Genomic DNA, 24,574 nt, shown 5'->3' with positions numbered 1-24,574 from the left:
AATTTACCTTTCTAAGCGTTTTTTCGCTTTTTCAGTATTTTTAAAGTGCAGTTTGGCGCAGAAATTGAGTCCTTGCATACCATAGGCTTGCAAAATCTGGCTAGCTACCTTATCAGAAGCCGTTCCAGCTCCACTTGGAAGTTGATAGCCCAGTTCTCGTCCTAGATTTTCAAGATTTTCCAGAAAGAGATCACGCGCAATGATAGAAGAAACTGCGACAGCCAAGTATTTGCCCTCAGCCTTTTCTTCTAAGCTGATAGGATTGCTGAAACGATTGGCCTCTTGTGCCAAGTACTTGTCATAATTTTTAGCACTGGTAAAGGCATCAATCACAATTTTCTCAGGCTGAATGCCTTTTTGAAGAAGGAGATAGATAGCCTGATTATGGAGGGCTACCTTAACCGAAACAGCATTGTAGCGGTCTCCGATGACCTCGTTGTACTTGCTTGGTGAGAGAAGCAGTGCCTGATGTTGGATTTTTTCCTTGAGAATAGGGGTAATCTGACGGATCTTTTGGTCGGTCAGAGTTTTAGAATCCCCCACACCGAGTTTTCGCAAGAAGGCATGCTGGTCAGGTGTGACAAAGGAAGCCACAACTGCAAGCCCACCAAAGTAGGAACCATTTCCTACCTCATCTGTCCCAATCAAAGGGAGATTTTGTCCGCTGGTTTCCTCTACAGCTTGATAGCCAAAGAAACGAGCGTATTTCTCAGCTCCTTCACCCTGAAGCAAGACCTTTCCAGAAGTATAGATAGAAACCGTTGCTTGGGGTAGTCTCAAAAAGTAGCAGATATAGGGATTCTTGCTGGGAGCCAGACTGGTTTGATAGTGTTCAAGAAAAGCCTGAATCTCCTTTTCACTTGGTGTGAGTGTTATACTTGCCATAGTTTCTATTGTACCATAAAAGCAGGCAAATTTGTAAAAACTGACAAAATTAGTGAATTTTGGTATAATATCGTGAGGTGAATTTTATGGCAAATCTAAATCGATTCAAATTTACATTCGGGAAAAAAACGTTAACCTTGACAAGCGAGCATGATAATCTCTTTATGGAGGAAATCGCCAAGGTTGCGACAGAAAAATACCAAGCAATTAAAGAACAAATGCCTAGCGCAGATGATGAAACAATCGCTCTTTTGTTGGCAGTCAACTGTTTGTCAACTCAGCTCAGCCGTGAGATTGAATTTGATGACAAGGAGCAAGAATTAGAAGAACTGCGCCACAAGCTTGTGACTTGCAAGCAAGAACAGAGCAAGATTGAGGATTCCTTATGATTTCACTCCTTCTTCTATTGGTCTTGGCTTGGGGATTTTATATCGGCTATCGGAGAGGCCTGCTCTTACAGCTTTATTACCTGATTTCAGCTATGGCATCTGCTTTTGTGGCTGGCCAGTTTTATAAGGGGCTTGGAGAACAATTTCATTTGTTGGTCCCTTATGCAAATCCGCAGGAAGGTCAGGGAACTTTCTTTTTCCCATCGGATCAACTCTTTCAATTGGATAAGGTCTTTTATGCAGGTATCGGCTACTTGCTTGTATTTGGGATTGTCTATAGCATCGGTCGTTTGCTTGGTCTCCTCTTGCACTTGATTCCTAGTAAAAAACTGGGTGGCAAGTTGTTCCAAGTTTCAGCAGGTATCTTGTCCATGTTGGTGACCTTATTTGTCTTGCAAATGACCTTGACAATCTTAGCGACCATTCCCATGGCAGCTATACAAAATCCTCTTGAAAAGAGTATCGTCGCAAAACACATCATCCAGAGCATACCGGTAACAACCAGTTGGCTCAAACAAATCTGGGTGACGAATTTAATCGGATAAAAAGGGCAGGAGTTTTCCTAGCCCTTTGTTTACAGATTTGACTCGAATCTATCAGAATGTAAAAAGCTACCACACCTAGACATTCAAAGACAAGGAAATAAAGATGAATAAGAAAATATTAGAAACATTAGAGTTCAATAAGGTCAAGGCTTTGTTTGAACCCCATTTGTTGACCGAGCAGGGCTTGGAGCAATTGAGACAGCTGGCTCCGACTGCCAAAGCAGATAAAATCAAACAGGCTTTTGCTGAGATGAAGGAAATGCAGGCTCTCTTTGTCGAGCAACCGCATTTTACCATTCTTGCAACCAAGGAAATCGCAGGAGTCTGCAAGCGTTTGGAGATGGGGGCGGATCTCAATATCGAGGAGTTCCTCCTCTTGAAGCGCGTGCTTCTGTCTAGCCGAGAGCTGCAAAGTTTTTATGCCAATCTGGAAAATGTCAACTTGGAAGAATTAGCCCTTTGGTTTGAGAAATTACATGATTTTCCGCAATTACAAGGAAATCTCCAAGCCTTTAATGATGCAGGTTTCATTGAAAATTTTGCCAGTGAAGAATTGGCGCGCATCCGTCGAAAAATCCATGATAGCGAGAGTCAGGTACGCGATGTTTTACAGGATCTGCTCAAGCAAAAAGCGCAGATGTTGACAGAAGGGATTGTTGCCAGCAGAAATGGCCGTCAGGTTTTACCAGTCAAAAACACCTACCGCAATAAGATTGCAGGTGTCGTTCATGATATTTCTGCTAGTGGAAATACCGTCTATATCGAACCCCGTGAGGTGGTCAAACTGAGCGAAGAAATTGCCAGTTTGCGAGCAGATGAGCGCTATGAAATGCTTCGCATTCTCCAAGAAATTTCTGAGCGTGTTCGCCCTCATGCGGCTGAGATTGCCAATGATGCTTGGATTATCGGCCATCTAGACTTGATTCGTGCCAAGGTCCGCTTTATCCAAGAAAGACAAGCAGTCGTACCTCTGCTGTCAGAAAATCAAGAGATTCAACTGCTCCATGTCTGCCATCCTTTGGTCAAAAATGCCGTCGCAAATGATGTCCATTTTGGTCAAGATTTAACAGCGATTGTCATTACAGGTCCCAATACAGGTGGGAAGACTATAATGCTTAAAACTCTGGGCTTGACACAGGTTATGGCTCAGTCAGGTTTGCCGATTTTAGCTGATAAGGGAAGTCGTGTGGGTGTTTTTGAAGAAATCTTTGCTGATATTGGCGATGAGCAGTCTATTGAGCAGAGCTTGTCTACCTTCTCTAGCCACATGACCAATATTGTGGATATTCTTGGCAAGGTTAACCAACATTCACTTTTACTCTTGGATGAGTTGGGAGCTGGTACAGACCCTCAAGAAGGAGCTGCTCTTGCCATGGCTATTCTGGAAGACCTTCGCCTGCGTCAAGTCAAGACCATGGCTACAACCCACTATCCAGAGCTCAAGGCCTATGGTATTGAGACAGCCTTTGTGCAAAATGCTAGCATGGAGTTTGATACTGCAACTCTTCGCCCGACTTATCGCTTTATGCAGGGAGTTCCTGGCCGAAGCAATGCCTTCGAAATTGCTAAACGTTTAGGTCTATCTGAAGTTATCGTAGGGGATGCCAGTCAGCAGGTCAATCAGGACAATGATGTCAACCGGATTATTGAGCAACTGGAAGAGCAGACGCTAGAGAGCCGCAAACGCTTGGACAATATCCGTGAGGTGGAGCAAGAAAATCTCAAGATGAACCGTGCTCTAAAAAAACTTTATAACGAGCTCAATCGTGAAAAGGAAACCGAGCTTAACAAGGCGCGTGAACAGGCTGCTGAGATTGTGGACATGGCCCTAAGTGAGAGTGACCAGATTCTCAAAAATCTCCACAGTAAATCTCAACTCAAACCCCATGAAATCATTGACGCCAAGGCCAAATTGAAAAAATTGGCTCCTGAAAAAGTGGACTTGTCTAAAAACAAGGTCCTTCAAAAGGCCAAGAAAAAACGAGCTCCAAAGGTGGGAGATGATATCGTTGTTCTCAGTTATGGACAGCGTGGTACCTTGACCAGTCAACTCAAAGACGGTCGCTGGGAAGCCCAAGTTGGCTTGATTAAGATGACCTTGGAAGAGAAAGAATTTGACCTTGTTCAAGTTCAGCAAGAAAAACCAGTCAAGAAGAAACAAGTCAATGTTGTGAAACGGACATCTGGTCGTGGCCCACAAGCCAGACTGGATCTTCGAGGTAAACGCTATGAAGAAGCCATGAATGAGCTAGATGCCTTTATAGACCAAGCCCTGCTTAATAATATGGCTCAAGTTGACATCATCCATGGTATTGGAACAGGTGTTATCCGTGAAGGTGTCACCAAATATCTACAAAGAAACAAACATGTCAAGAGTTTTGGCTATGCCCCACAAAATGCTGGAGGCAGTGGTGCGACTATTGTCACTTTTAAAGGATAAGAAAAGCCTGAGGAAATACAAGATTCCTCAAGCTTTTTTATCATTTCTTTTAAACATGCTCAAATATGCTATAATAGAACTAGAAAATTGAATAAAACCGAAGGGTATACCTTTCCTTTATATATACATATAAAGGAATACTATCAGCTCTTCACAAATTTTAAGTGAGAAGGAGATTCCGTATATGAAACATGAATTAGAGCAGGTTCTCTCTAAAAATCCTAAGTTTTTAGTGGATGGTGTGCTAAATAAAAATAAGCTGGCTGAGCTGGCACGGCAGTACAGTCCTGACTTACTCAATCAGTTGAGTAGTAATGAAAAAATGACCAATCATTTCTTTTCAAAGCTACAAAATGGGGTATTGGTCTTTAAAAAAGATATCTTTTTGCAATTTCTAAATAACAAGGAGTTCTTGCCTGACAGCTTTACAGCCTACAAAACAAAAATAGGTCTTGGGATGCCAGACAGAAATTATCTTTCTGAAAATAAAGAAGTTGTGCTGAATTTTCCTTATAAAGATTGTGTGCTTGAGGGAGGGCAAACCAAGGACGATGTGAAACGTCAAGAGGTTTTCTTTAATGAAACACTCGCTCCAACAGAAATCAATCGTTTACTGGATGATAAGGTCTTGACTAACTTTAAACGTTATGACGAAACTGGCGAGCATAACGTGGAAGAGATAAAAGATACTGATAATCTTATCATCAAAGGGAATAATCTTATCGTTCTGCATAGTTTGAAAAAGCGTTTTGCTGGGAAAGTCAAACTCATTTATATTGATCCGCCTTACAATACAGGTAATGATAGCTTTAATTACAATGATAGCTTCAATCATTCAACATGGTTAATTTTTATGAAGAATCGTTTAGAGGTGGCTCGGGAGTTGCTGAGTGATGATGGCTTAATTTTTGTACAATGTGATGACAATGAACAAGCATATCTAAAAGTTTTGATGGATGAGGTGTTCAGCAGAAATAATTTTATCTCAAATATTGTCTGGAAAGGTCGAGGAGGTCGTCAAGATAGTAAATATATTGCTCAAATTCACGAAACTATAATTTTTTACGCCAAAAATAAAGAACGAGCAATCTTGAATAAAGCTTTTATCGAAGACACTTCAAACTATGCTTATGAAGATAGCCGAGGAAACTATAAAACTCAGCTTATTCGAAAATGGGGAAGCAACAGTCGAAGAGAAGACCGCCCTAACCTCTTCTATGAAGTTGAATTTGAGGGTAATAAAGTATTGCCAATCTTACCGAATGGAGATGATGGGTGCTGGAGATGGAGTAAAAATAGACTTGAAGAAGCTATAAAAAATGATATGGTAGTGTCACTTGAAAAAGATGGTAGAACAGAGCTCTACGAAAAAATATATAAAGGTGATGGGAAGAAACAAACAGTTTTTACATCTTGGATTGATGAAAGTTTTTCTGGTCAGGGAACTAAAGTTTTAGAAGAAATTTTCAAAGAAAAAGTTTTTGATTACCCTAAGCCAGAACAGCTGGTTAAAAAGTTTATTGATTTAACGACCGATGATGGAGACATCGTCCTAGATTACCACCTCGGATCAGGTACAACAGCAGCCGTTGCCCATAAAATGAACCGCCAGTACATTGGTATTGAACAAATGGACTACATTGAGACCGTGTCCGTTAAACGTTTGGAAAAAGTGATTGAGGGCGAACAAGGTGGTATTTCAAAATCTGTCGACTGGCAGGGTGGAGGTTCGTTTGTCTACTGCGAACTCAAAAATGATGCCCAGGATTTTAAAAATACAGTCTTAGAGGCAAGAGAGTCTGAAACTCTATCTCAACTATTTGAACAAGCTAAAAAGTCTTCGTTCCTATCTTATCGTGTCGACCCTAAAAAGTTGAAAAAGTCAGAGTTCGAAAAACTTTCACTAGCTGAACAAAAACAAGTCTTGCTGGAGTTGGTGGATAATAATAACCTGTATGTTAATTACTCAGAGATAGATGATAGCGACTATGGCATTTTACTAGAAGAGAAAAAACTCAATAAAGACTTCTATGGAGAGGAGTAAGTGATGGCTTTTGTGTATGAAATTTATAAGCAAGCTAGTGAAAATGGCTTCATTGACTTTAAGGCAAGCATTCCAGACTACATCACGCAAAATCTGAAATTTCCACTGCGTCCTTACCAGAAAGAGGCGTTAGGGAGGTATCTTTACTACAAAAGGGATGAGAAGAATCGAAAAAAACCAGAACAAGTCCTCTACAATATGGCGACCGGTTCAGGAAAAACTTTGCTGATGGCAGCGATTATCCTCGAAAAATTTAAACAGGGTGAACGCAATTTTATTTTTTTTGTTAATAACGACAATATCCTTACCAAGACAAGGGCAAACTTCTTGCCTAATGAGATGGGAAAATACTTGTTTGCGGATAAAATAACGATTGATAATCAAGTGGTGGGAGTACGTGAAGTGACAGATTTTTCCGATAGTCAGCCTGATAGTATCAATATTGTTTTTACAACCATTCAAAAACTTCACCAAGATTTAAACACCCCAAGGGAAAATCGCCTAACTTATGAGCAATTTGAAGATTTGTCGCTTGTGTTATTGGCAGATGAGGCTCATCACTTGAATGCTGGACTCGGTAAGAAAGAAAAAGATGAGAACGACAGCTGGACGGCGACGATTGAAAACATTCAAAGTACAGCACGTAAATCTTCTTTATTTGAATTTACAGCAACCATTGACTTAGCAAATCCAGATATTGCCAAAAAATATGAAAAATCTTTGATTTTCAAGTATGACTTGAAAGAGTTCCGCTTGGATAAGTACTCTAAAGATGTTCTTTTCCACTTAGTAGATAATGAACTTCCAACTCGTATGTTGCAGGCAATCATTATCAGCCAATACCGCAAGAAAATCGCTTTGAAACATGGCATCAACCTCAAACCTTTGGTCTTGTTTAAGTCGCAAAAAATTGCTGAAAATAAAGGAAACTTAGAGGCTTTTTTGGATATGTTAGCCAATCTGTCAGTAGAACAAGTACAGTCTCAAAAAAACTTAACTGCAAATGATGAGGAGCAAAAAAATATCTTGGAAAAAGCATTTGCTTTTTTTGAGGAGTCTGGACTTTCTTTTCAAGATTTAATTGAGGAATTGCAGGAAGATTTTCGCCGTGAACGCTTACTCGTGATTGATGGGAAAAACAAGACTAGCAACAATTTAGTGGAGTTGAATACTCTGGAACTCCCTTCAAATGAAATTCGTGCTATTTTTGCAGTTGATATGCTCAACGAAGGCTGGGATGTTTTGAATCTTTTTGATATTGTTCGCCTTTACGATATTCGTGATGGTAAGACAACAAAGAACGGTTTTGTCGCAGGGAACACTACCAATGCAGAAAAGCAACTCATTGGTCGTGGTGCACGTTATTATCCCTTTGTGATTGATAATCAAATCGAGGAGAAGTTCACTCGTAAATTTGATGAAAATGAAAACAATGAACTTCGTGTCATAGAACAGCTTCATTATCATTCTGCCAATAATCCTCGCTATATTTCTGAATTAAAGCAAGTCTTGCGTGAGTCTGGAATTTTTGATGATGTCAATTTAGAAGAGCGTGAATTAAAGCTAAAAGAGTCTTTCAAACAAACACGAACCTATACAGAGGGTCTTGTTTGGATGAATAAACGTCTTTCTTATCAAGAATATGTTGAACAACGACAGGAAAGTTTGTTGGATACCTCTTTCATTCCTAGTTCCTTTGAGGTCAGTTTACCGACTTTCAACACAGGAGATTTTGAAGCTTTCTCAGAAGATGATATTTTTGCGACTGATTCGACAAACACCTTAAATTTCGAGTTTGGAAAAGAAATTACTTCCAATATTGTTCGAGCAGCTATCAATCGCAATAAACAGTATACCTTTAAAAACTTACAGAAAGCTTTCTTTGGCTTGAGTGGTGTATCTGCCTTCATCGAAATGCTTTCAAAAGTTAATATTATAGTAGAATCTTCTTTATCACAAATAAGTGAGTTAACTTCAGACCAGAAACTCTATATTGCAGAACAGCTTTTATATAGCATTGAAAAAGATATCGTTCCAACTGAAGAGTGCTTTTATGGTTCAGCTAACTTTGAATCTGTTCCTGTACGTGAAGTTTTTGAAGAGAATATTTTGAGAAAGTATACTGTTAATGTAAATGGGAATGCAGAGTTTGGACGGTCACAAAAAACCAAGTCTGAAACAGAGATTTTTGAAAATATCGATCAACTAGATTGGTATGCCTATGATGATAACTTTGGAACAAGCGAGGAGAAATATCTGGTGCGTGCTATCCGTGAATTGATGAATGATTTGCAGGAAAAGTGGTCTGATATTTATCTTTTGCGAAATGAGAAAGCAGTGAAAATCTATAGTTTTGATGAAGGGCGTGCTTTTGAGCCTGACTTTATCTTGCTTGCAAATGATAAAAAAGTTGGAAATACTTCTTGGCAGATTTTCATTGAGCCAAAAGGAAGTCAATTTTTGGATAGTAATAATACCTTCAAAAATAGTAAAGAAGGCTGGAAAGAGAAATTCTTACTGCAAATTACTGAAAGAGATGAGGCAAGAACTTTGTTGGACGATGAACGTTATCGTATCGTCGGTCTTCCTTTCTTTAATAATGAGATGAGCAGAGAAGTTGTAAATAGTAATTTAAAAGATTTATAGCGTAAATTGGGGAGTTTATGATTTCGAAAATCATTACCAAGTTTAGTTAACTGAGTCAAATAAGATTTTCCCAAAATCCATTGACAAAAGCCAACATTTTTTGTAAAATAAGAATCAATTAAATACCAACACCGAATGAAGTTTAATAGAAGTGGGGGAATCGTTTGATTTTCCATGACTGTAAATGGACGGAACTCTGGAGAGACCGTAAAGGCACCGAAGGGGCAAGGCAGGCAACTGCTCAAACTCTCAGGTAAAAGGACAGAGCTAGGATAGACCGCTTTTTAGCATTTATCTAAGCATTCCAGAGTACATGTATCTTGCATGTGCTCTTTCTTTTGGGGTTGAAAAGATAGGAGAATAGAATGTTAGAATTGCTTAAATCAATTGATGCTTTTGCTTGGGGTCCACCCCTCTTGATTTTATTGGTCGGAACAGGGATTTACCTAACTGCCCGTTTGGGGCTTTTACAGGTTTTGCGTCTGTCCAAGGCCTTCCAGCTTATTTTTATTAAGGATAAGGGGCATGGGGATGTATCCAGTTTTGCGGCCTTGTGTACAGCCCTAGCAGCGACAGTTGGTACGGGAAATATTATCGGGGTGGCGACAGCTATCAAGGTCGGTGGACCAGGAGCTCTCTTTTGGATGTGGATGGCGGCTTTCTTTGGAATGGCAACCAAGTATGCGGAAGGTTTATTAGCCATTAAATACAGGACTAAAGACGATAACGGTGCTGTTGCAGGAGGTCCCATGCACTATATACTTTTGGGTATGGGAGAAAAGTGGAGACCACTTGCCATCTTTTTTGCTATCGCAGGTGTCTTAGTAGCTTTGTTGGGAATCGGAACATTCACCCAAGTAAACTCGATTACAGAATCGATCCAAAATACAACGACTATTTCGCCAGCTATCACGGCTCTTGTTTTGTCTGTCTTAGTAGCGATTGCCGTTTTTGGCGGGCTCAAGTCCATATCAAAGGTTTCAACAGCTGTTGTTCCTTTTATGGCCATCATCTATATTTTGGGAACGCTTACAGTTATTTTCTTCAATATTGGAAAAATTCCTGCCACAATCGCTCTAATCTTGACATCGGCTTTTAGTCCTGTTGCTGCGGTAGGTGGATTTGCCGGCGCTAGCATTCGGATGGCTATCCAAAATGGTGTGGCGCGTGGTGTCTTCTCAAACGAATCTGGTCTGGGTTCTGCTCCCATTGCAGCTGCTGCGGCTAAGACAAATGAACCAGTAGAGCAAGGTTTGATTTCCATGACAGGAACCTTTATTGATACCCTCATCATTTGTACTCTAACTGGTTTGACCATCTTGGTAACTGGAGTATGGAATAGTGACTTGAATGGAGTGGCTTTGACTCAGTCAGCCTTCTCAACAGTATTTTCTCACTTTGGGCCTGCCCTCTTGACCATCTTCCTTGTACTTTTTGCTTTTACAACGATTCTAGGTTGGAACTACTATGGAGAACGCTGTTTCGAGTTCCTCTTTGGTGTTCGTTTTATCTGGCTCTACCGTGTGGTTTTTGTGCTCATGGTCTTGCTGGGAGGATTTATCGAGTTGGATATGGTCTGGATTATTGCTGATATTGTCAACGCTTTGATGGCTCTGCCAAACTTGATTGCCCTCTTAGTTTTATCACCAGTTGTTATTGCTGAGACTAAAAAGTATTTTAATAAATAATAGAATCACACATCGCGTGTGATTTTTTGCTTTCATAAAAAATTTCTATCAGTGCAATTTAAAATATATATTATACACGGTATAGAATCTGTGATAGACTAGGTTTCAACAACATGAAAAGAGGTTTTATGATGACAACATTTACAATCCATACAGTAGAATCAGCACCAGCAGAAGTGAAAGAAGTTCTTGAAACAGTAGAAAAAGATAACAATGGCTATATTCCTAACCTAATCGGTCTCTTGGCTAATGCACCGACTGCTTTAGAGGCTTACCGTACTGTCGGAGCTATCAACCGTCGCAACAGCCTGACACCTGTTGAGCGCGAAGTAGTGCAAATCACGGCAGCTGTGACAAATGGTTGTGCCTTCTGCGTCGCAGGTCACACAGCCTTTTCAATCAAACAAATCCAGATGAATGATGATCTTCTGCAAGCCCTTCGCAATCGTACTCCAATTGAAACAGATCCTAAATTGGACACCCTAGCTAAGTTTACCTTGGCGGTTATCAATACCAAGGGTCGTGTAGGAGATGAAGCCTTGTCTGAGTTTTTAGAAGCTGGCTACACCCAACAAAATGCCTTGGATGTAGTCCTTGGTGTCAGCCTAGCAAGTCTCTGTAACTATGCCAATAACCTAGCCAATACACCAATTAATCCAGAATTGCAACCTTATGCCTAGAAGGAGGAAAGACTATGGGATTTTTTTCAGAAGAATTTTTGAGCTGGTTAGACCAGCATGCTGATGAAATCGACAAGCAGTCTTGTCAAGCTGGAGAACAGTTGATTGAGAAAATTGCAGCAGAGGGAGCCTTTCGTGTGGGGATTCCTGCATCTCTTGGAGGTTCAGGAGGAAGTGATCAAGATGTTATTGATATCCTTGCAGAGCTCGCACAACATTCTTTAACAGCCTCTTTTATTTCATGGGGACAACGCACTTTAATTGATAATATTCTCCATACAGATAATTCCTATTTTAAGGAAACCTATCTGGAAAAACTCTTGTATGGAGAATATGCAGGTGCTACTGCCTTGTCCAATGCTGTCAAATATCTATCTGACCTAGAGGAACTGAATGTTCGCGTTCTTGAAGAAAATGGACAATTGTATCTAAAAGGAAGACTGCCATGGGTAACTAATGCTCGAAGAAATCGATTTTTAACTATTTTTGTGGCAGGTTTTACAGATGATCCAAGTACAAGTTATGTGGTGGCTGTACCATCAGATGCAGAGAATTTTAGTCGTTCCGAAGATTTAGAATTTGTTTCTCTTCAAGGAGGAAACACAGCTGCTCTAACTTTTAATAAGGTCCTTTTAAAAGAGGAATGGATTCTATCCAAAGATGCTCATCAATTTTTGGCACAAAATCGTCCAGCTTTCTTAGGTTACCAATTTGGTCTAGCATTTGGTTTAGCTGAGCGTTCCCTATCAGAAGTAGAAAAAGAGTTGGGGAAACGCAGTGTGTTAACAGATGAATGGGAACATCAGGTAGAACAGTTAGATGCTATTCGTCGAGAGCTTTATCAAGGTTTGTCTGACAGGTCTTATTTTGTTGCCAATCCGCGTGAACTATTTCAGTTAAGAATAAACATTGTGGATGTTGTTGCTCAGAGTCTTCTATTAGAGTTACAAGCAGGTGGAGGTAGAGGCTACTTTAGCAAATCAACATCTGGATTTATCCGTAGATGGAATGAAGGAGCTTTTCTTCCAATCGTTTCTCCAAGCGCTGTTCAACTACGCCATATTCTAGCAACGAGTTAAAAAATAGTGGAATAAAAACGAAGCTTGAATTTTCAACTTCGTTTTTTATCCCCTCATTTAAGCGCTTTTATGCTATACTGAAACTAACATGATTATTGGAGGTTAGGATGAAAAAACTCCCCTTGGTATTTTCTGGTTGTTTGCTAGGTTTGGCAGGAGCTGGAAATCTTGTTTTAGATACGTTGCCGGTTCTGGCACATCTTTTTGGTCTGACAGGTTTGATTTTGTGGATTTACTTTCTGCTTTTGCATCTCTTTAATTGGAAGGAAACCAAGCAAGAGTTGACCAAGCCCCCTCTTTTATCAGGAATGGCAACCTTTCCCATGGCTGGGATGATTTTATCAACTTATGTCTTTCGCGTATTCCCTCATCTTCCTTTAGTAGCGCAGGGTCTCTGGTGGTTTTCATTTCTCTTGGATTTGGCCTTGATTGCTGGTTTCACCATCAAATTTGCCTGTCCTGGTCGGAGGGTTCATGCGACTCCAAGCTGGACGGTTCTCTATGTAGGGATAGCAGTAGCTGCCTTGACCTATCCTCTTGTAGGCATCATCGAGATTGCCTATGCGACCTTGAGTTTTGGTTTTCTCCTAACCTTCTATCTCTATCCGCTTATTTATAGCGATTTAAAGAAATATCCACTTCCTGTAGCCTTGCTTGGCCAAGAAGGGATTTACTGTGCTCCTTTCTCTCTACTCTTGGCTTCTCTGGTTCGGGTTGGAGGAGCCAGCCTACCGACTTGGATATTAATCGTTATGATTTTATCTTCCCAATCCTTCTTTTTCTTTGTTTTGACTCGCCTGCCTAATATTTTAAAACAAGGCTTTCAACCAGCCTTCTCAGCCCTTACCTTCCCAACCATTATCACAGCTACTTCGCTCAAGATGGCTCAGGGAATCTTGAAACTTCCATTTCTGGATTATTTGGTACTGGCTGAAACTGCTATTTGTTTAATTATTTTATTCTTTGTATTAGGCGCTTATTTGAATTGGTTACGAAAAAAGGTCTAGCTAGAAATAGCTAAACCTTATTTTTTTATGGTTTGATGACTTCAGATCCACCCATGTATGGACGAAGAACTTCTGGGATGGTCACAGAACCATCTGCATTTTGATAGTTTTCAAGAATAGCAGCTACTGTACGTCCAACTGCAAGTCCAGAACCGTTCAAGGTATGGAGCAATTTCACCTTGCCATCAGCTTCATCACGGTAACGGATTTGGGCACGACGGGCTTGGAAATCTTCTGTGTTTGAACAGCTTGAGATTTCACGGTAATTGTTTTGCGCTGGAATCCAAACTTCCAAGTCGTAAGTTTTGGCAGCTGAGAAGCCCATATCTCCAGTAGAGAGAGCAACGACACGGTATGGAAGGTTGAGCTTTTGAAGGATATTTTCAGCGTTGGCTGTCATTTTTTCCAATTCTTCGTAAGATTCTTCTGGTTTGGCAAATTTAACCATTTCAACCTTGTGGAATTGGTGCAAACGAATCAAGCCACGAGTATCACGACCAGCTGAACCAGCCTCTGAACGGAATGATGGACTCATAGCAGTAAAGTAGATTGGTAGGTCTTTACCGTCCAGGATTTCATCACGGTAGTAGTTTGTCAGAGGAACTTCAGCTGTAGGAATGAGGACATAATTGCTGTCGCTGAGTTCAAAAGTATCTTCCTTGAATTTTGGATATTGACCAGTACCAAACATAGAATCGTGGTTAACCATGTAAGGTGTGATGACTTCCGTATAGCCTTCCTTGCCATGCTCGTCCAACATAAAGTTGTAGAGAGCACGTTCCAAACGAGCACCGAGCCCTTTATAGAAGAGGAAGCGAGCGCCTGTTACTTTACCACCGCGTTCCCAGTCAAGAATACCAAGGTCTTCACCAAGATCCCAGTGGGCTTTTGGCTCGAAGTCAAACTCGCGTGGAGTTCCCCAACGGCGAACTTCCACATTGTCGTCTTCGTCAACCCCAACAGGAACGCTGTCAGCTGGGATGTTTGGAAGAGTAGTGGTAAATTCTGTCAATTTAGCATCGATTTCTGCCAATTCAGCATCCAAGGCTTTGACCTCAGCAGATAGATTTTGCATGGCAGCAATCTTGTCATCTGCATTTTCCTTGTTGCGCTTAGCTTGGGCAATCTCAGCAGAAACTGTGTTACGTTCTGCCTTGAGAGTTTCAACCTTGACCAAGATGTCACGACGCTTAGCATCGATTTCTTTCATCTCATTCAAGACAGCAGCATCTACACCACGTGTAGCCAATTTTTCTGCGACAGCATCAAAGTCTGTACGAATGCGTTTGATATCTAACATAAGAACTCCTTTATGAAAAAAGCACACCTGACAAAGCGTTGGAGTGGCAGGGCCACGGTTCCATCCAACTTCACAGGTGTGCACTTGATTGTGTATGTAATTGTTACCAACGGTAGAATTTCACCTATCCCTCCTATCTGCTCGCAGCACCCGCAGACTTTCTGAAAGAAGAAGATAACCTACTTATCCGTTGTTATGATTATACTAAAGTTTCTACTTTTTTGCAAATAGATTTTTAAATTTTTGACCAATGGTCTGAATCAGGGTCGGAAGTTTGACGACCTTGTCATTACCCAGTTTTTCGCGAGCAATTTTGAGAATGGCACCTGAGTCTTTTGAAGCAAAGAGGAATTTTCCTCTGTCTGTAAAGACTTCGAAGTGGCGACTGATTTTGCGACCAGAGACATTAGCTCCAATTTGGTTGATATGGCTCCAAGGAATCTGGATAAATTGTTCGACATTGACATCTGGGTAAAATTCCAAAGCCTGATCTCCGACAAGGAATTTCCCAACTTTCCCAGCTATCGAGAGGTAGGAAGTTCCTGTCGTATTGAGAAGCACTGTTTTGTTAAGAGATTGGGCCATGATTAGTCTTCCTTACTTTCACCGAAAAAGGCATTGTAGAGGGCTTTAATTGCTGCTTTTTCTTGATCTTTATTGACAACAAACATGATAGAAACTTCACTAGAACCTTGAGACATCATCTGGATATTGATCTTGTTTTCAGATAGAGCACGTGTAGCAGTAGCAGTTACTCCGATATGACTCTTCATTTTTTCTCCAACAATCATAATGATTGAAAGGTCGTGTTCGATTTCTGCATGGTCTACTTCAGCTTTTTGAACCAATTGACGCAGGATTTCTTCTTCCTTGATAGGAGTTAGTTCACGAGAACGGAGAATGATTGAAAGATCGTCGATACCAGTTGGCATATGTTCCCAACCAATGTTGAGGTCTTCAAGGATTTGCAGAACCTTGCGACCAAATCCAATCTCGCGGTTCATGAGGTATTTAGACATGTTGATGCTGACAAAGTCAGAATCACCGGCAATTCCTACAACTGGAAATTCATCACTACTGTGTTTTAGAACGATACGAGTACCTGGATGGTCAGGGTTGTTGGTATTCTTGATAACTAGAGGAATTTTTCCACGGTAGGCAGGAAGAAGAGCTTCGTCATGAAGAACTGAGAATCCTGCATAAGCCAACTCACGCATTTCACGGTAGGTTAACTCAGGAATCGAGTGTGGCTGGTGGATAATTCCTGGGTGAGCTGCAAAGATACCATCAACATCCGTAAAGTTTTCATAGAGATCAGCTTTAACCCCTGCAGCAATGATAGAACCTGTAATGTCTGATCCTCCACGCGAGAAGGTACAGATTTGATTTTCCTTGGTAACTCCAAAGAAACCAGGAATGACAAGGACTTCATTTGCATTTGTCAATTCTTCAATCTTGTCATAACTTGATGGCACGATGCGAGCGTTGCCCGGCTCACTTGTTACCACAATCCCAGCTTCTCGAGGGTGAACATAGCGTGCATCGATACCGTTTTGGTTAAAATAGGCAGCAATCAATTTGGCATTGTTGTTTTCACCCGCTGCTAGGAAAGTATCGTAGAGAAATTCGTTTTCTTCGATAGGAAGAGTTGCCAAGGACCGAATACTTTTTGAAATTTTTTCTAGAACAGCTGGTTTCAGTTCCAATTCACTAATCATAGCGGCATAGCGTTCAATAATCCAGTTCTGACTTTTGCTAATATCGTTACCAGCAACATAGTCGCGGTAGTATTTAATCAAGGCATCCGTAACCTTAGTATCTTCAGCATTGCGTTTACCAGGCGCAGAAACGACCACAAAACGACGCTCTGAATCACTTTTGACAATGTTTAAAACTTTTTCTAACTGACTAGCAGAGGCAAGAGAACTACCTCCAAATTTAACAACCTTCATAAGGACTCCTAAAGTAAGTATTTTATACGATTATAGCAGAAAGAAAGCCTTTTTTCAATGAAGAAAATAAGATGCTTTCTAGGGTAAAGCGATCCTTGCCAATCGGCTGAGACACTTTTAGTCGATTTTTCCTTGCTTTCGAGTTTTAAAAAAGATATACTTTGAAAACAAAATAATTTAATACTCAATGAAAATCAAAGAGCAAACTAGGAAGCTAGCCGTAGACTGCTCAAAGCACTGCTTTGAGGTTGTAAATAAGACTGACGAAGTCAGCTCAAAACACTGTTTTGAGGTTGTGGATAGAACTGACGAAGTCAGTAACCATACCTACGGCAAGGCGAAGCTGACGTGGTTTGAAGAGATTTTCGAAGAGTATAAACTGCTTATAAAACAAAAAGGAGTCCAGATGGAACACATTATTTATCAGCTTGATGAGGACTTGGCAATCCTTACCTTGAACCGTCCTGAGGTTGCAAATGGCTTTCACATCCCCATGTGTGAGGAGATTTTAGAAGCGTTGACTCTGGCAGAGGAGGATCCGGCTGTGCATTTTGTCTTAATCAACGCGAATGGCAAAGTCTTTTCAGTTGGGGGAGATTTGGTAGAGATGAAGCGGGCAGTAGATGAAGATGATATTCCATCATTGACGAAAATCGCAGAGTTGGTCAATGCTATTTCTTATAAAATCAAGCAAATAGCCAAACCTGTCTTGATGGAGGTTGATGGAGCTGTTGCAGGTGCCGCAGCGAATATGGCTGTTGCTGCAGATTTCTGTCTGGCAACGGATAAGGCTAAGTTTATCCAAGCCTTTGTTGGCGTTGGTTTGGCTCCAGATGCAGGTGGGATTCATCTATTGAGCCGAAGTATTGGTGTGACGCGTGCTGCTCAATTAGCCATGACAGGTGAGGCTTTGTCTGTAGAAAAAGCTCTGGAGTGGGGCCTGGTTTACCGCATCTGTGAAGCTGATAAACTTGAAAAGACGAGAGGACAGCTTCTTAAAAAATTAAGACGTGGGTCAGCTAATTCCTATGCAGCCATCAAGAAGTTGGTTTGGGAGAGCCAATTTAAAGATTGGCAAGATTATGCTGCTTTAGAATTGAAGATCCAAGAGTCTCTAGCTCAAACAGAGGATTTCAAAGAGGGAGTTCGGGCTCATTCGGAGAGAAGGCGACCTAAATTTACTGGAAAATAAGAAAATACTTGCACTGTTCTTTGAAGTTTGATATAATTTTTTTGTCAAATGTTTTGATTGTAAAAGTTTTTTGAAAAGGAGGGAAAAGAGATTGGACTACCAACGAATTAATGAATATTTAACATCTATATTTAACAATGTCCTCGTCATTGAGGAAGTTAGCTTGAGGGGTAGTCGTTTCAAGGATATCTCCATCAAAGAAGTACATACAATCGATGTAATTGGAAAATTCCCAGATGTGACGCCAAGTCAAGTGTCAAAAGAGTTGATGGTGACTCTTGGGACGGTTACGACGAGTCTGAATAATCTTGAACGAAAGGGTTACATTGAACGCATTCGCTCAGAGCAGGATCGTCGTGTGGTGCATCTACATTTGACAAAGAAGGGTCGCTTGGTTCATAGACTACATAAACGCTTCCACAAGGCCATGGTTGAAAAAATCATTGATGGTATGAGTAAGGAAGAAATTGATGTTATGAGCAAAGGTTTGACCAATCTTTATCAATTTTTGGAGGATTTGAAATAATGGCTTTTGCAAAAATAAGCCAGGTTGCTCATTATGTGCCAGAGCAAGTGGTTACAAATCATGATTTAGCCCAGATTATGGATACCAATGATGAGTGGATTTCAAGTCGGACGGGAATACGACAAAGGCATATTTCAAGAACAGAATCTACTAGTGATTTGGCTACAGAGGTTGCTAAGAAACTGATTGCAAAAGCTGGAATCACAGGGGAGGAGTTGGATTTTATCATCCTAGCTACCATTACTCCAGATTCGATGATGCCCTCTACAGCTGCTCGTGTCCAAGCTAATATTGGTGCTAATAAGGCCTTTGCTTTTGACCTAACAGCTGCCTGCAGTGGATTTGTATTTGCCTTGTCAACTGCTGAAAAGTTTATCGCTTCTGGTCGCTTTCAAAAAGGCTTGGTGATTGGTAGTGAAACCCTCTCTAAAGCAGTCGATTGGTCGGACCGATCAACAGCTGTTTTGTTTGGAGATGGTGCCGGTGGTGTCTTGTTAGAAGCTAGCGAGCAAGAGCATTTCTTGGCTGAGAGTCTCAATAGCGATGGAAGTCGTAGTGAGTGTCTGACCTATGGACATTCAGGGTTACATTCTCCATTTTCAGATCAAGAAAATGCAGATTCATTTTTGAAGATGGATGGACGCGCAGTCTTTGATTTTGCCATTCGAGATGTAGCCAAGTCTATCAAGCAGACTATTGATGAATCTCCTATAGAGGCGACAGATTTGGATTATCTGCTACTTCATCAGGCTAATGACCGTATTTTGGATAAGATGGCTAGAAAAATTGGTGTCGACCGAGACAAACTTCCAGCCAATATGATGGAATATGGCAATACCAGTGCAGCAAGTATCCCGATTTTACTTTCAGAGTGTGTAGAACAAGGCCTCATCCGTTTAGATGGTAGCCAAACTGTTCTGCTATCAGGCTTCGGTGGAGGCTTGACCTGGGGCACGCTCATTCTTATAATTTAGGTAATCATGTGGTGAACACATTGTTATAAAAAACTATTTATTTTAAAGGAGTCCTATCATGGCAGTATTTGAAAAAGTACAAGAAATTATCGTTGAAGAACTTGGAAAAGACGCATCAGAAGTAACACTTGAATCAACTTTTGATGATTTGGATGCAGATTCATTGGACTTGTTCCAAGTAATCTCAGAAATTGAAGATGCTTTTGATATCCAAATCGAAGCAGAAGATGACTTGAAAACAGTTGGTGACTTGGTTGCCTACGTTGAAGAGCAAACAAAATAAGCAGAATATAAGATAGAAGGAGTAGGGAAACCCGCTCCCTCTTGTTTAGGCAATAGTTTGATTTTCAAATTATGACAGGATCGAACTATTACGTAAGCAAGAAACGATGGAGGCACTATGAAAACGCGTATTACAGAATTATTGAACATTGATTATCCTATTTTTCAAGGAGGAATGGCCTGGGTTGCTGATGGTGATTTGGCAGGAGCTGTTTCCAAGGCTGGAGGACTAGGGATTATCGGTGGGGGGAATGCCCCTAAAGAAGTTGTCAAGGCAAATATTGATAAAATCAAATCATTGACTGATAAACCCTTTGGTGTCAACATCATGCTCTTGTCTCCCTTTGTGGAAGATATTGTAGACCTCGTTATCGAGGAAGGGGTTAAGGTAGTTACAACAGGCGCAGGAAATCCAAGCAAATACATGGAACGTTTCCATGAAGCTGGTATTACGGTTATTCCTGTTGTGCCAAGTGTTGCCCTAGCGAAACGCATGGAAAAAATCGGTGCGGATGCCGTTATTGCAGAAGGAATGGAAGCTGGGGGGCATATTGGTAAATTAACAACCATGACCTTGGTGCGCCAGGTTGCTGCTGCTGTATCTATTCCTGTTATTGCTGCAGGAGGGATTGCGGATGGTGAAGGTGCTGCTGCTGGCTTTATGCTAGGTGCAGAAGCTATTCAGGTTGGAACTCGCTTTGTCGTTGCAAAAGAGTCTAATGCCCATCCAAATTATAAGGCGAAAATTTTAAAAGCTAGAGATATTGATACTACGATTTCAGCTCAACACTTTGGACATGCTGTTCGTGCGATTAAAAATCAGTTGACTCGTGATTTTGAACAAGCTGAAAAAGATGCTTTTAAACAAGAAAATCCAGATTTGGAAATTTTTGAACAAATGGGAGCAGGTGCTCTAGCCAAAGCGGTTGTTCACGGAGATGTGGATGGAGGCTCTGTCATGGCAGGTCAAATTGCAGGGCTTGTTTCCAAAGAAGAAACTGTTGAAGAAATCCTAAAAGATTTGTATTACGGAGCAGCTAAGAAAATTCAAGAAGAAGCCTCTCGTTGGGCAGGAGTTGTAAGAAATGACTAAAACAGCCTTTTTATTTGCTGGCCAAGGTGCCCAGTATCTAGGTATGGGACGGGATCTCTATGATCACTACCCTATTGTCAAAGAAACGATTGATCAAGCAAGTCAGGTGCTTGGTTATGATTTGCGTCATCTTATTGATACAGAAGAAGAAAAACTCAATCAGACTCGCTATACGCAACCAGCTATTTTAGCGACTTCAGTTGCTATCTATCGTTTATTGAAAGAAAAGGGCTATCAGCCTGATATGGTTGCTGGTTTGTCACTTGGAGAATACTCTGCCTTGGTAGCCAGCGGTGCCTTGGATTTTGAAGATGCGGTTGCCTTGGTAGCTAAGCGTGGAGCCTATATGGAAGAAGCGGCCCCTGCTGGTTCTGGCAAGATGGTAGCAGTTCTCAATACGCCAGTAGAGGTTATTGAAGAAGTCTGTCGAAAAGCTTCTGAACTTGGAGTGGTTACTCCAGCCAACTATAATACACCTGCACAAATCGTGATTGGTGGAGAAGTGGTAGCAGTTGATCGAGCTGTCGAACTCTTGCAGGAAGCAGGAGCTAAACGCTTGATTCCTCTTAAGGTTTCAGGACCTTTTCATACCGCTCTCCTTGAGCCTGCTAGCCAGAAACTAGCTGAAACTCTAGCTCAGGTAAGTTTTTCAGATTTTACTTGTCCTCTAGTTGGCAATACAGAAGCTGCAGTTATGCAAAAAGAAGACATTGTTCAACTTTTGACGCGTCAGGTCAAGGAGCCAGTTCGTTTCTATGAAAGTATTGCAGTTATGCAAGAAGCAGGCGTAACCAACTTTATCGAGATTGGACCGGGGAAAGTCTTGTCAGGCTTTGTCAAAAAAATTGATAAAACGGCTAAACTAGCTAATGTTGAAGATCAGGCGAGTTTGGAAACCTTGCTAGAAAACGAGTAATCCCTTCTCCCATAAATACAAGAGGAAACAGGAGAAAAGAATGCAACTAAAAAATAAAAATATCTTTATTACAGGTTCGAGTCGTGGAATTGGTCTTGCCATTGCCCATAAGTTTGCTCAAACAGGAGCCAATATTGTCTTAAACAGTCGTGGGACAATCTCAGAGGACTTGCTTGCCGAGTTTTCAAACTATGGTGTCAAGGTGGTTCCTATATCAGGAGACGTGTCCGATTTTGCAGACGCTAAGCGTATGGTTGATCAAGCTATTGCTGAGCTGGGTTCAGTAGATGTTTTGGTCAACAATGCAGGGATTACCCAAGATACCCTTATGCTCAAGATGACAGAAGCGGATTTTGAAAAAGTGCTTAAGGTTAACTTAACTGGTGCCTTTAACATGACACAATCAGTCTTGAAACCGATGATAAAAGCTAGAGAAGGTGCTATCATTAATATGTCTAGCGTAGTTGGTTTGATGGGAAATATCGGTCAAGCTAACTATGCAGCTTCTAAGGCTGGTTTGATTGGTTTTACCAAGTCTGTGGCGCGTGAAGTGGCCAATCGCAATATCAGGGTTAATGCTATTGCACCGGGAATGATTGAGTCCGATATGACAGCTGTTCTATCAGACAAGGTAAAAGATGCCATGCTGGCGCAAATTCCTATGAAAGAATTTGGGCAGGCAGAGCAGGTTGCAGATTTAACAGTATTTTTAGCAGGCCAAGATTATCTAACTGGTCAAGTGGTTGCCATTGATGGTGGTTTAAGTATGTAGCAGAAACTAGAGGTAAAAAAGATGAAACTAAATCGCGTAGTAGTAACAGGTTATGGAGTAACATCTCCAATCGGAAATACACCAGAAGAATTTTGGAATAGTTTGACAACTGGAAAAATCGGAATTGGTCAAATTACGAAATTTGATCATAGTGACTTTGATGTGCATAATGCAGCAGAAATCCAAGATTTTCCTTTTGATAAATACTTTGTTAAGAAAGATACCAATCGTTTCGATAACTATTCTTTGTATGCCTTGTACGCAGCCCAAGAAGCTGTTAATCATGCCAATTTAGATGTAGAGGCTCTTGATAAGGATCGTTTTGGTGTTATCGTGGCCTCTGGTATTGGTGGAATCAAAGAAATTGAAGATCAAGTGCTTCGCCTAAATGACAAAGGACCAAAACGTGTGAAACCATTGACCCTTCCAAAAGCCTTGCCAAATATGGCTTCAGGAAATGTTGCTATGCGTTTTGGAGCAAACGGTGTTTGTAAATCCATCAATACTGCCTGCGCTTCATCAAATGACGCGATTGGGGATGCCTTCCGCTCAATTAAATTTGGTTTCCAAGACGTTATGTTGGTAGGTGGTTCAGAAGCCTCTATCACACCTTTTGCTATTGCTGGTTTCCAAGCCCTAACTGCTCTCTCAACTACAGAGGACCCAACTCGTGCTTCCATTCCATTTGATAAGGATCGTAATGGTTTTGTCATGGGTGAAGGTTCTGGGATGTTGGTTCTTGAAAGCCTTGAACACGCTGAAAAACGTGGGGCTACTATCCTTGCTGAAGTGGTTGGTTACGGAAATACTTGTGATGCCTACCACATGACTTCACCACATCCAGAAGGTCAGGGAGCTATCAAGGCCATCAAACTAGCCTTGGAAGAAGCTGAGATTTCTCCAGAGCAAGTAGCCTATGTCAATGCTCACGGAACGTCAACTCCTGCCAATGAAAAAGGAGAAAGTGGTGCTATCGTAGCTGTTCTTGGTAAGGAAGTACCTGTATCATCAACCAAATCATTCACAGGACATTTGCTGGGGGCTGCAGGTGCAGTAGAAGCTATCGTCACAATCGAAGCCATGCGTCATAACTTTGTTCCAATGACAGCTGGAACAAGTGAAGTATCAGATTATATCGAAGCCAATGTCGTTTATGGACAAGGCTTGGAGCAAGAAATTCCATACGCTATTTCAAATACTTTTGGTTTTGGTGGGCACAATGCAGTTCTTGCTTTCAAACGTTGGGAGAATAAATAAGTATGAATTTAAACGATATTAAAGACTTGATGGCTCAATTTGACCAGTCAAGTTTGAGAGAATTTTCTTATAAAAATGGGACGGATGAGTTGCAGTTTAGCAAGAATGAAGCGAGACTGGTGTCTGAAGTTGCATCTCAAGTCGCTCCAGCGCCCGTTCTAGCAACACCAAGTCCAGTAGCTCCTACATCTGCTTCAGCAGAAACTGTAGTGGAAGAAGTTCCAGCCCCATCTGAAACAAGTGTAGCTGCTGAGGGAGATGTTGTAGAGAGCCCACTTGTTGGAGTGGCTTACTTGGCTGCTGGTCCAGATAAACCTGCCTTCGTTTCAGTTGGTGATAGTGTTAAAAAAGGCCAAACATTAGTTATTATCGAAGCCATGAAAGTCATGAATGAAATTCCAGCACCTAAGGATGGTGTGGTAACGGAAATTCTCGTTTCTAACGAAGAAATGGTTGAGTTTGGTAAAGGATTGGTACGTATCAAATGATTGATATTCAAGGAATCAAAGAAGCCCTTCCCCATCGTTATCCTATGCTCCTAGTGGACCGTGTCTTGGAAGTGAGCGAGGATACCATTGTTGCCATCAAAAATGTGACCATTAATGAGCTCTTCTTCAACGGTCATTTTCCTCAATACCCTGTTATGCCAGGTGTTCTAATCATGGAAGCCTTGGCTCAAACTGCTGGTGTCTTGGAGTTGTCAAAACCTGAAAATAAGGGGAAACTGGTCTTTTACGCTGGTATGGATAAGGTCAAGTTTAAGAAGCAAGTTGTACCAGGTGACCAATTGGTTATGACAGCGACTTTTGTAAAACGTCGTGGCACCATTGCCGTGGTTGAAGCAAAGGCTGAAGTTGATGGCAAGCTTGCAGCTAGTGGTACTCTTACCTTTGCAATAGGGAACTAA

23 protein-coding genes and 1 riboswitch are annotated in these 24,574 nt (G+C 41.1%); of the genes, 19 read left to right on the top strand and 4 right to left on the bottom strand.

What is annotated here, in order from left to right; translation table 11 throughout:
• Window positions 1–3: 3 nt before the first annotated feature.
• Window positions 4–885, bottom strand: coding sequence for a ribonuclease HIII (rnhC, locus tag KB197_RS08720; protein WP_212573669.1), 882 nt, complete (start codon window positions 883–885; stop codon window positions 4–6).
• Window positions 886–971: 86 nt separating this feature from the next.
• On the opposite strand from rnhC, the gene zapA reads away from it, so the two are divergent.
• The 9 genes from zapA to KB197_RS08675 all read left to right on the top strand — a co-directional run bounded on the left by zapA (window position 972) and on the right by KB197_RS08675 (window position 13,403).
• A complete protein-coding gene (gene zapA / locus KB197_RS08715) occupies window positions 972–1,274 on the top strand; it encodes a cell division protein ZapA (protein ID WP_000002023.1) in 303 nt (100 codons plus the stop codon).
• Window positions 1,271–1,819, top strand: a complete 549-nt coding sequence (locus KB197_RS08710; RefSeq protein ID WP_212573668.1) for a CvpA family protein — start codon at window positions 1,271–1,273, stop codon at window positions 1,817–1,819. Before zapA ends, KB197_RS08710 begins: the two co-directional genes overlap by 4 nt.
• Window positions 1,820–1,922: 103 nt before the next feature.
• Window positions 1,923–4,259 carry an endonuclease MutS2 gene (locus tag KB197_RS08705; RefSeq protein ID WP_212573667.1) on the top strand — a complete coding sequence of 779 codons (2,337 nt, stop codon included), beginning with the start codon at window positions 1,923–1,925 and terminating at the stop codon, window positions 4,257–4,259.
• Between the two features lie 184 nt (window positions 4,260–4,443).
• A complete protein-coding gene (locus tag KB197_RS08700; protein ID WP_212573666.1) occupies window positions 4,444–6,303 on the top strand; it encodes a site-specific DNA-methyltransferase in 1,860 nt (619 codons plus the stop codon).
• A gap of 3 nt (window positions 6,304–6,306) precedes the next feature.
• The gene (locus KB197_RS08695) at window positions 6,307–8,949 is read left to right on the top strand and encodes a DEAD/DEAH box helicase family protein (RefSeq protein ID WP_212573665.1); all 2,643 of its coding nucleotides are present in this window, start codon (window positions 6,307–6,309) and stop codon (window positions 8,947–8,949) included.
• A gap of 186 nt (window positions 8,950–9,135) precedes the next feature.
• Window positions 9,136–9,224: riboswitch (glycine riboswitch) on the top strand.
• Between the two features lie 90 nt (window positions 9,225–9,314).
• Window positions 9,315–10,637 (top strand): alanine/glycine:cation symporter family protein, encoded by a 1,323-nt coding sequence (locus tag KB197_RS08690; protein WP_212573664.1) that lies wholly within the window; start codon window positions 9,315–9,317, stop codon window positions 10,635–10,637.
• A gap of 131 nt (window positions 10,638–10,768) precedes the next feature.
• Window positions 10,769–11,317 carry a carboxymuconolactone decarboxylase family protein gene (locus KB197_RS08685; protein ID WP_004256949.1) on the top strand — a complete coding sequence of 183 codons (549 nt, stop codon included), beginning with the start codon at window positions 10,769–10,771 and terminating at the stop codon, window positions 11,315–11,317.
• A gap of 14 nt (window positions 11,318–11,331) precedes the next feature.
• Window positions 11,332–12,396, top strand: a complete 1,065-nt coding sequence (locus KB197_RS08680) for an acyl-CoA dehydrogenase family protein (RefSeq protein WP_212573663.1) — start codon at window positions 11,332–11,334, stop codon at window positions 12,394–12,396.
• A 107-nt stretch (window positions 12,397–12,503) separates the two neighbouring features.
• Window positions 12,504–13,403 carry a TDT family transporter gene (locus KB197_RS08675; protein ID WP_212573662.1) on the top strand — a complete coding sequence of 300 codons (900 nt, stop codon included), beginning with the start codon at window positions 12,504–12,506 and terminating at the stop codon, window positions 13,401–13,403.
• Between the two features lie 25 nt (window positions 13,404–13,428).
• Here the strand turns inward: KB197_RS08675 and serS are convergent, their stop codons facing one another.
• From serS to KB197_RS08660, 3 genes are all read right to left on the bottom strand, one after another.
• Complete coding sequence (gene serS, locus KB197_RS08670) at window positions 13,429–14,703, bottom strand: serine--tRNA ligase (RefSeq protein WP_212573661.1); 1,275 nt, start codon at window positions 14,701–14,703, stop codon at window positions 13,429–13,431.
• Between the two features lie 213 nt (window positions 14,704–14,916).
• Complete coding sequence (locus KB197_RS08665) at window positions 14,917–15,288, bottom strand: DUF956 family protein (protein ID WP_049487025.1); 372 nt, start codon at window positions 15,286–15,288, stop codon at window positions 14,917–14,919.
• A 2-nt stretch (window positions 15,289–15,290) separates the two neighbouring features.
• Window positions 15,291–16,655, bottom strand: a complete 1,365-nt coding sequence (locus KB197_RS08660) for an aspartate kinase (RefSeq protein ID WP_212573660.1) — start codon at window positions 16,653–16,655, stop codon at window positions 15,291–15,293.
• Window positions 16,656–17,061: 406 nt separating this feature from the next.
• Here KB197_RS08660 and KB197_RS08655 point away from each other — a divergent pair, with 406 nt between their 5' ends.
• The 10 genes from KB197_RS08655 (at window position 17,062) to fabZ (ending at window position 24,574) form a co-directional block, all read left to right on the top strand.
• A complete protein-coding gene (locus KB197_RS08655; RefSeq protein WP_064276852.1) occupies window positions 17,062–17,847 on the top strand; it encodes an enoyl-CoA hydratase in 786 nt (261 codons plus the stop codon).
• 91 nt (window positions 17,848–17,938) lie between these two features.
• Window positions 17,939–18,373, top strand: a complete 435-nt coding sequence (locus KB197_RS08650) for a MarR family winged helix-turn-helix transcriptional regulator (RefSeq protein WP_023945587.1) — start codon at window positions 17,939–17,941, stop codon at window positions 18,371–18,373.
• Entirely contained in the window at window positions 18,373–19,347 is a 975-nt protein-coding gene (locus KB197_RS08645) for a beta-ketoacyl-ACP synthase III (RefSeq protein WP_064276632.1), read from the top strand. Before KB197_RS08650 ends, KB197_RS08645 begins: the two co-directional genes overlap by 1 nt.
• A 58-nt stretch (window positions 19,348–19,405) precedes the next feature.
• Window positions 19,406–19,630 (top strand): acyl carrier protein, encoded by a 225-nt coding sequence (locus KB197_RS08640; RefSeq protein ID WP_000257838.1) that lies wholly within the window; start codon window positions 19,406–19,408, stop codon window positions 19,628–19,630.
• Between the two features lie 117 nt (window positions 19,631–19,747).
• Window positions 19,748–20,722 carry an enoyl-[acyl-carrier-protein] reductase FabK gene (gene fabK / locus KB197_RS08635; protein WP_049500269.1) on the top strand — a complete coding sequence of 325 codons (975 nt, stop codon included), beginning with the start codon at window positions 19,748–19,750 and terminating at the stop codon, window positions 20,720–20,722.
• Window positions 20,715–21,638: an ACP S-malonyltransferase gene (gene fabD, locus KB197_RS08630; RefSeq protein WP_212573659.1), complete on the top strand. Its 924-nt coding sequence runs from the start codon at window positions 20,715–20,717 to the stop codon at window positions 21,636–21,638. The genes fabK and fabD overlap by 8 nt, the downstream gene beginning before the upstream one ends.
• A gap of 40 nt (window positions 21,639–21,678) precedes the next feature.
• Window positions 21,679–22,410 carry a 3-oxoacyl-[acyl-carrier-protein] reductase gene (gene fabG, locus KB197_RS08625; RefSeq protein ID WP_212573658.1) on the top strand — a complete coding sequence of 244 codons (732 nt, stop codon included), beginning with the start codon at window positions 21,679–21,681 and terminating at the stop codon, window positions 22,408–22,410.
• A gap of 21 nt (window positions 22,411–22,431) precedes the next feature.
• Window positions 22,432–23,667, top strand: coding sequence for a beta-ketoacyl-ACP synthase II (fabF, locus tag KB197_RS08620; RefSeq protein WP_000774074.1), 1,236 nt, complete (start codon window positions 22,432–22,434; stop codon window positions 23,665–23,667).
• 2 nt (window positions 23,668–23,669) lie between these two features.
• Complete coding sequence (gene accB, locus KB197_RS08615; protein ID WP_033685460.1) at window positions 23,670–24,155, top strand: acetyl-CoA carboxylase biotin carboxyl carrier protein; 486 nt, start codon at window positions 23,670–23,672, stop codon at window positions 24,153–24,155.
• Window positions 24,152–24,574, top strand: coding sequence for a 3-hydroxyacyl-ACP dehydratase FabZ (fabZ, locus tag KB197_RS08610; RefSeq protein WP_033685459.1), 423 nt, complete (start codon window positions 24,152–24,154; stop codon window positions 24,572–24,574). Before accB ends, fabZ begins: the two co-directional genes overlap by 4 nt.

This window comes from Streptococcus sp. 11-4097, assembly GCF_018215285.2.
Taxonomy (GTDB): Bacteria; Bacillota; Bacilli; order Lactobacillales; family Streptococcaceae; genus Streptococcus.
Note: the sequence above shows the minus strand (reverse complement) of the source record. Positions and strands in the feature narration are given on the sequence as shown.

Coding starts and splice junctions, on each gene's coding strand:
- fabZ (WP_033685459.1), top strand. CDS start 24,152: ATGATTGATATTCAAGGAATCAAAGAAGCCCTTCCCCATCGTTATCCT.
- KB197_RS08665 (WP_049487025.1), bottom strand. CDS start 15,288: ATGGCCCAATCTCTTAACAAAACAGTGCTTCTCAATACGACAGGAACT.
- fabK (WP_049500269.1), top strand. CDS start 19,748: ATGAAAACGCGTATTACAGAATTATTGAACATTGATTATCCTATTTTT.
- KB197_RS08690 (WP_212573664.1), top strand. CDS start 9,315: ATGTTAGAATTGCTTAAATCAATTGATGCTTTTGCTTGGGGTCCACCC.
- accB (WP_033685460.1), top strand. CDS start 23,670: ATGAATTTAAACGATATTAAAGACTTGATGGCTCAATTTGACCAGTCA.
- serS (WP_212573661.1), bottom strand. CDS start 14,703: ATGTTAGATATCAAACGCATTCGTACAGACTTTGATGCTGTCGCAGAA.
- KB197_RS08705 (WP_212573667.1), top strand. CDS start 1,923: ATGAATAAGAAAATATTAGAAACATTAGAGTTCAATAAGGTCAAGGCT.
- fabG (WP_212573658.1), top strand. CDS start 21,679: ATGCAACTAAAAAATAAAAATATCTTTATTACAGGTTCGAGTCGTGGA.
- KB197_RS08675 (WP_212573662.1), top strand. CDS start 12,504: ATGAAAAAACTCCCCTTGGTATTTTCTGGTTGTTTGCTAGGTTTGGCA.
- KB197_RS08645 (WP_064276632.1), top strand. CDS start 18,373: ATGGCTTTTGCAAAAATAAGCCAGGTTGCTCATTATGTGCCAGAGCAA.
- fabF (WP_000774074.1), top strand. CDS start 22,432: ATGAAACTAAATCGCGTAGTAGTAACAGGTTATGGAGTAACATCTCCA.
- KB197_RS08655 (WP_064276852.1), top strand. CDS start 17,062: ATGGAACACATTATTTATCAGCTTGATGAGGACTTGGCAATCCTTACC.
- fabD (WP_212573659.1), top strand. CDS start 20,715: ATGACTAAAACAGCCTTTTTATTTGCTGGCCAAGGTGCCCAGTATCTA.
- KB197_RS08685 (WP_004256949.1), top strand. CDS start 10,769: ATGACAACATTTACAATCCATACAGTAGAATCAGCACCAGCAGAAGTG.
- KB197_RS08680 (WP_212573663.1), top strand. CDS start 11,332: ATGGGATTTTTTTCAGAAGAATTTTTGAGCTGGTTAGACCAGCATGCT.
- zapA (WP_000002023.1), top strand. CDS start 972: ATGGCAAATCTAAATCGATTCAAATTTACATTCGGGAAAAAAACGTTA.
- KB197_RS08640 (WP_000257838.1), top strand. CDS start 19,406: ATGGCAGTATTTGAAAAAGTACAAGAAATTATCGTTGAAGAACTTGGA.
- KB197_RS08710 (WP_212573668.1), top strand. CDS start 1,271: ATGATTTCACTCCTTCTTCTATTGGTCTTGGCTTGGGGATTTTATATC.
- KB197_RS08695 (WP_212573665.1), top strand. CDS start 6,307: ATGGCTTTTGTGTATGAAATTTATAAGCAAGCTAGTGAAAATGGCTTC.
- rnhC (WP_212573669.1), bottom strand. CDS start 885: ATGGCAAGTATAACACTCACACCAAGTGAAAAGGAGATTCAGGCTTTT.
- KB197_RS08660 (WP_212573660.1), bottom strand. CDS start 16,655: ATGAAGGTTGTTAAATTTGGAGGTAGTTCTCTTGCCTCTGCTAGTCAG.
- KB197_RS08700 (WP_212573666.1), top strand. CDS start 4,444: ATGAAACATGAATTAGAGCAGGTTCTCTCTAAAAATCCTAAGTTTTTA.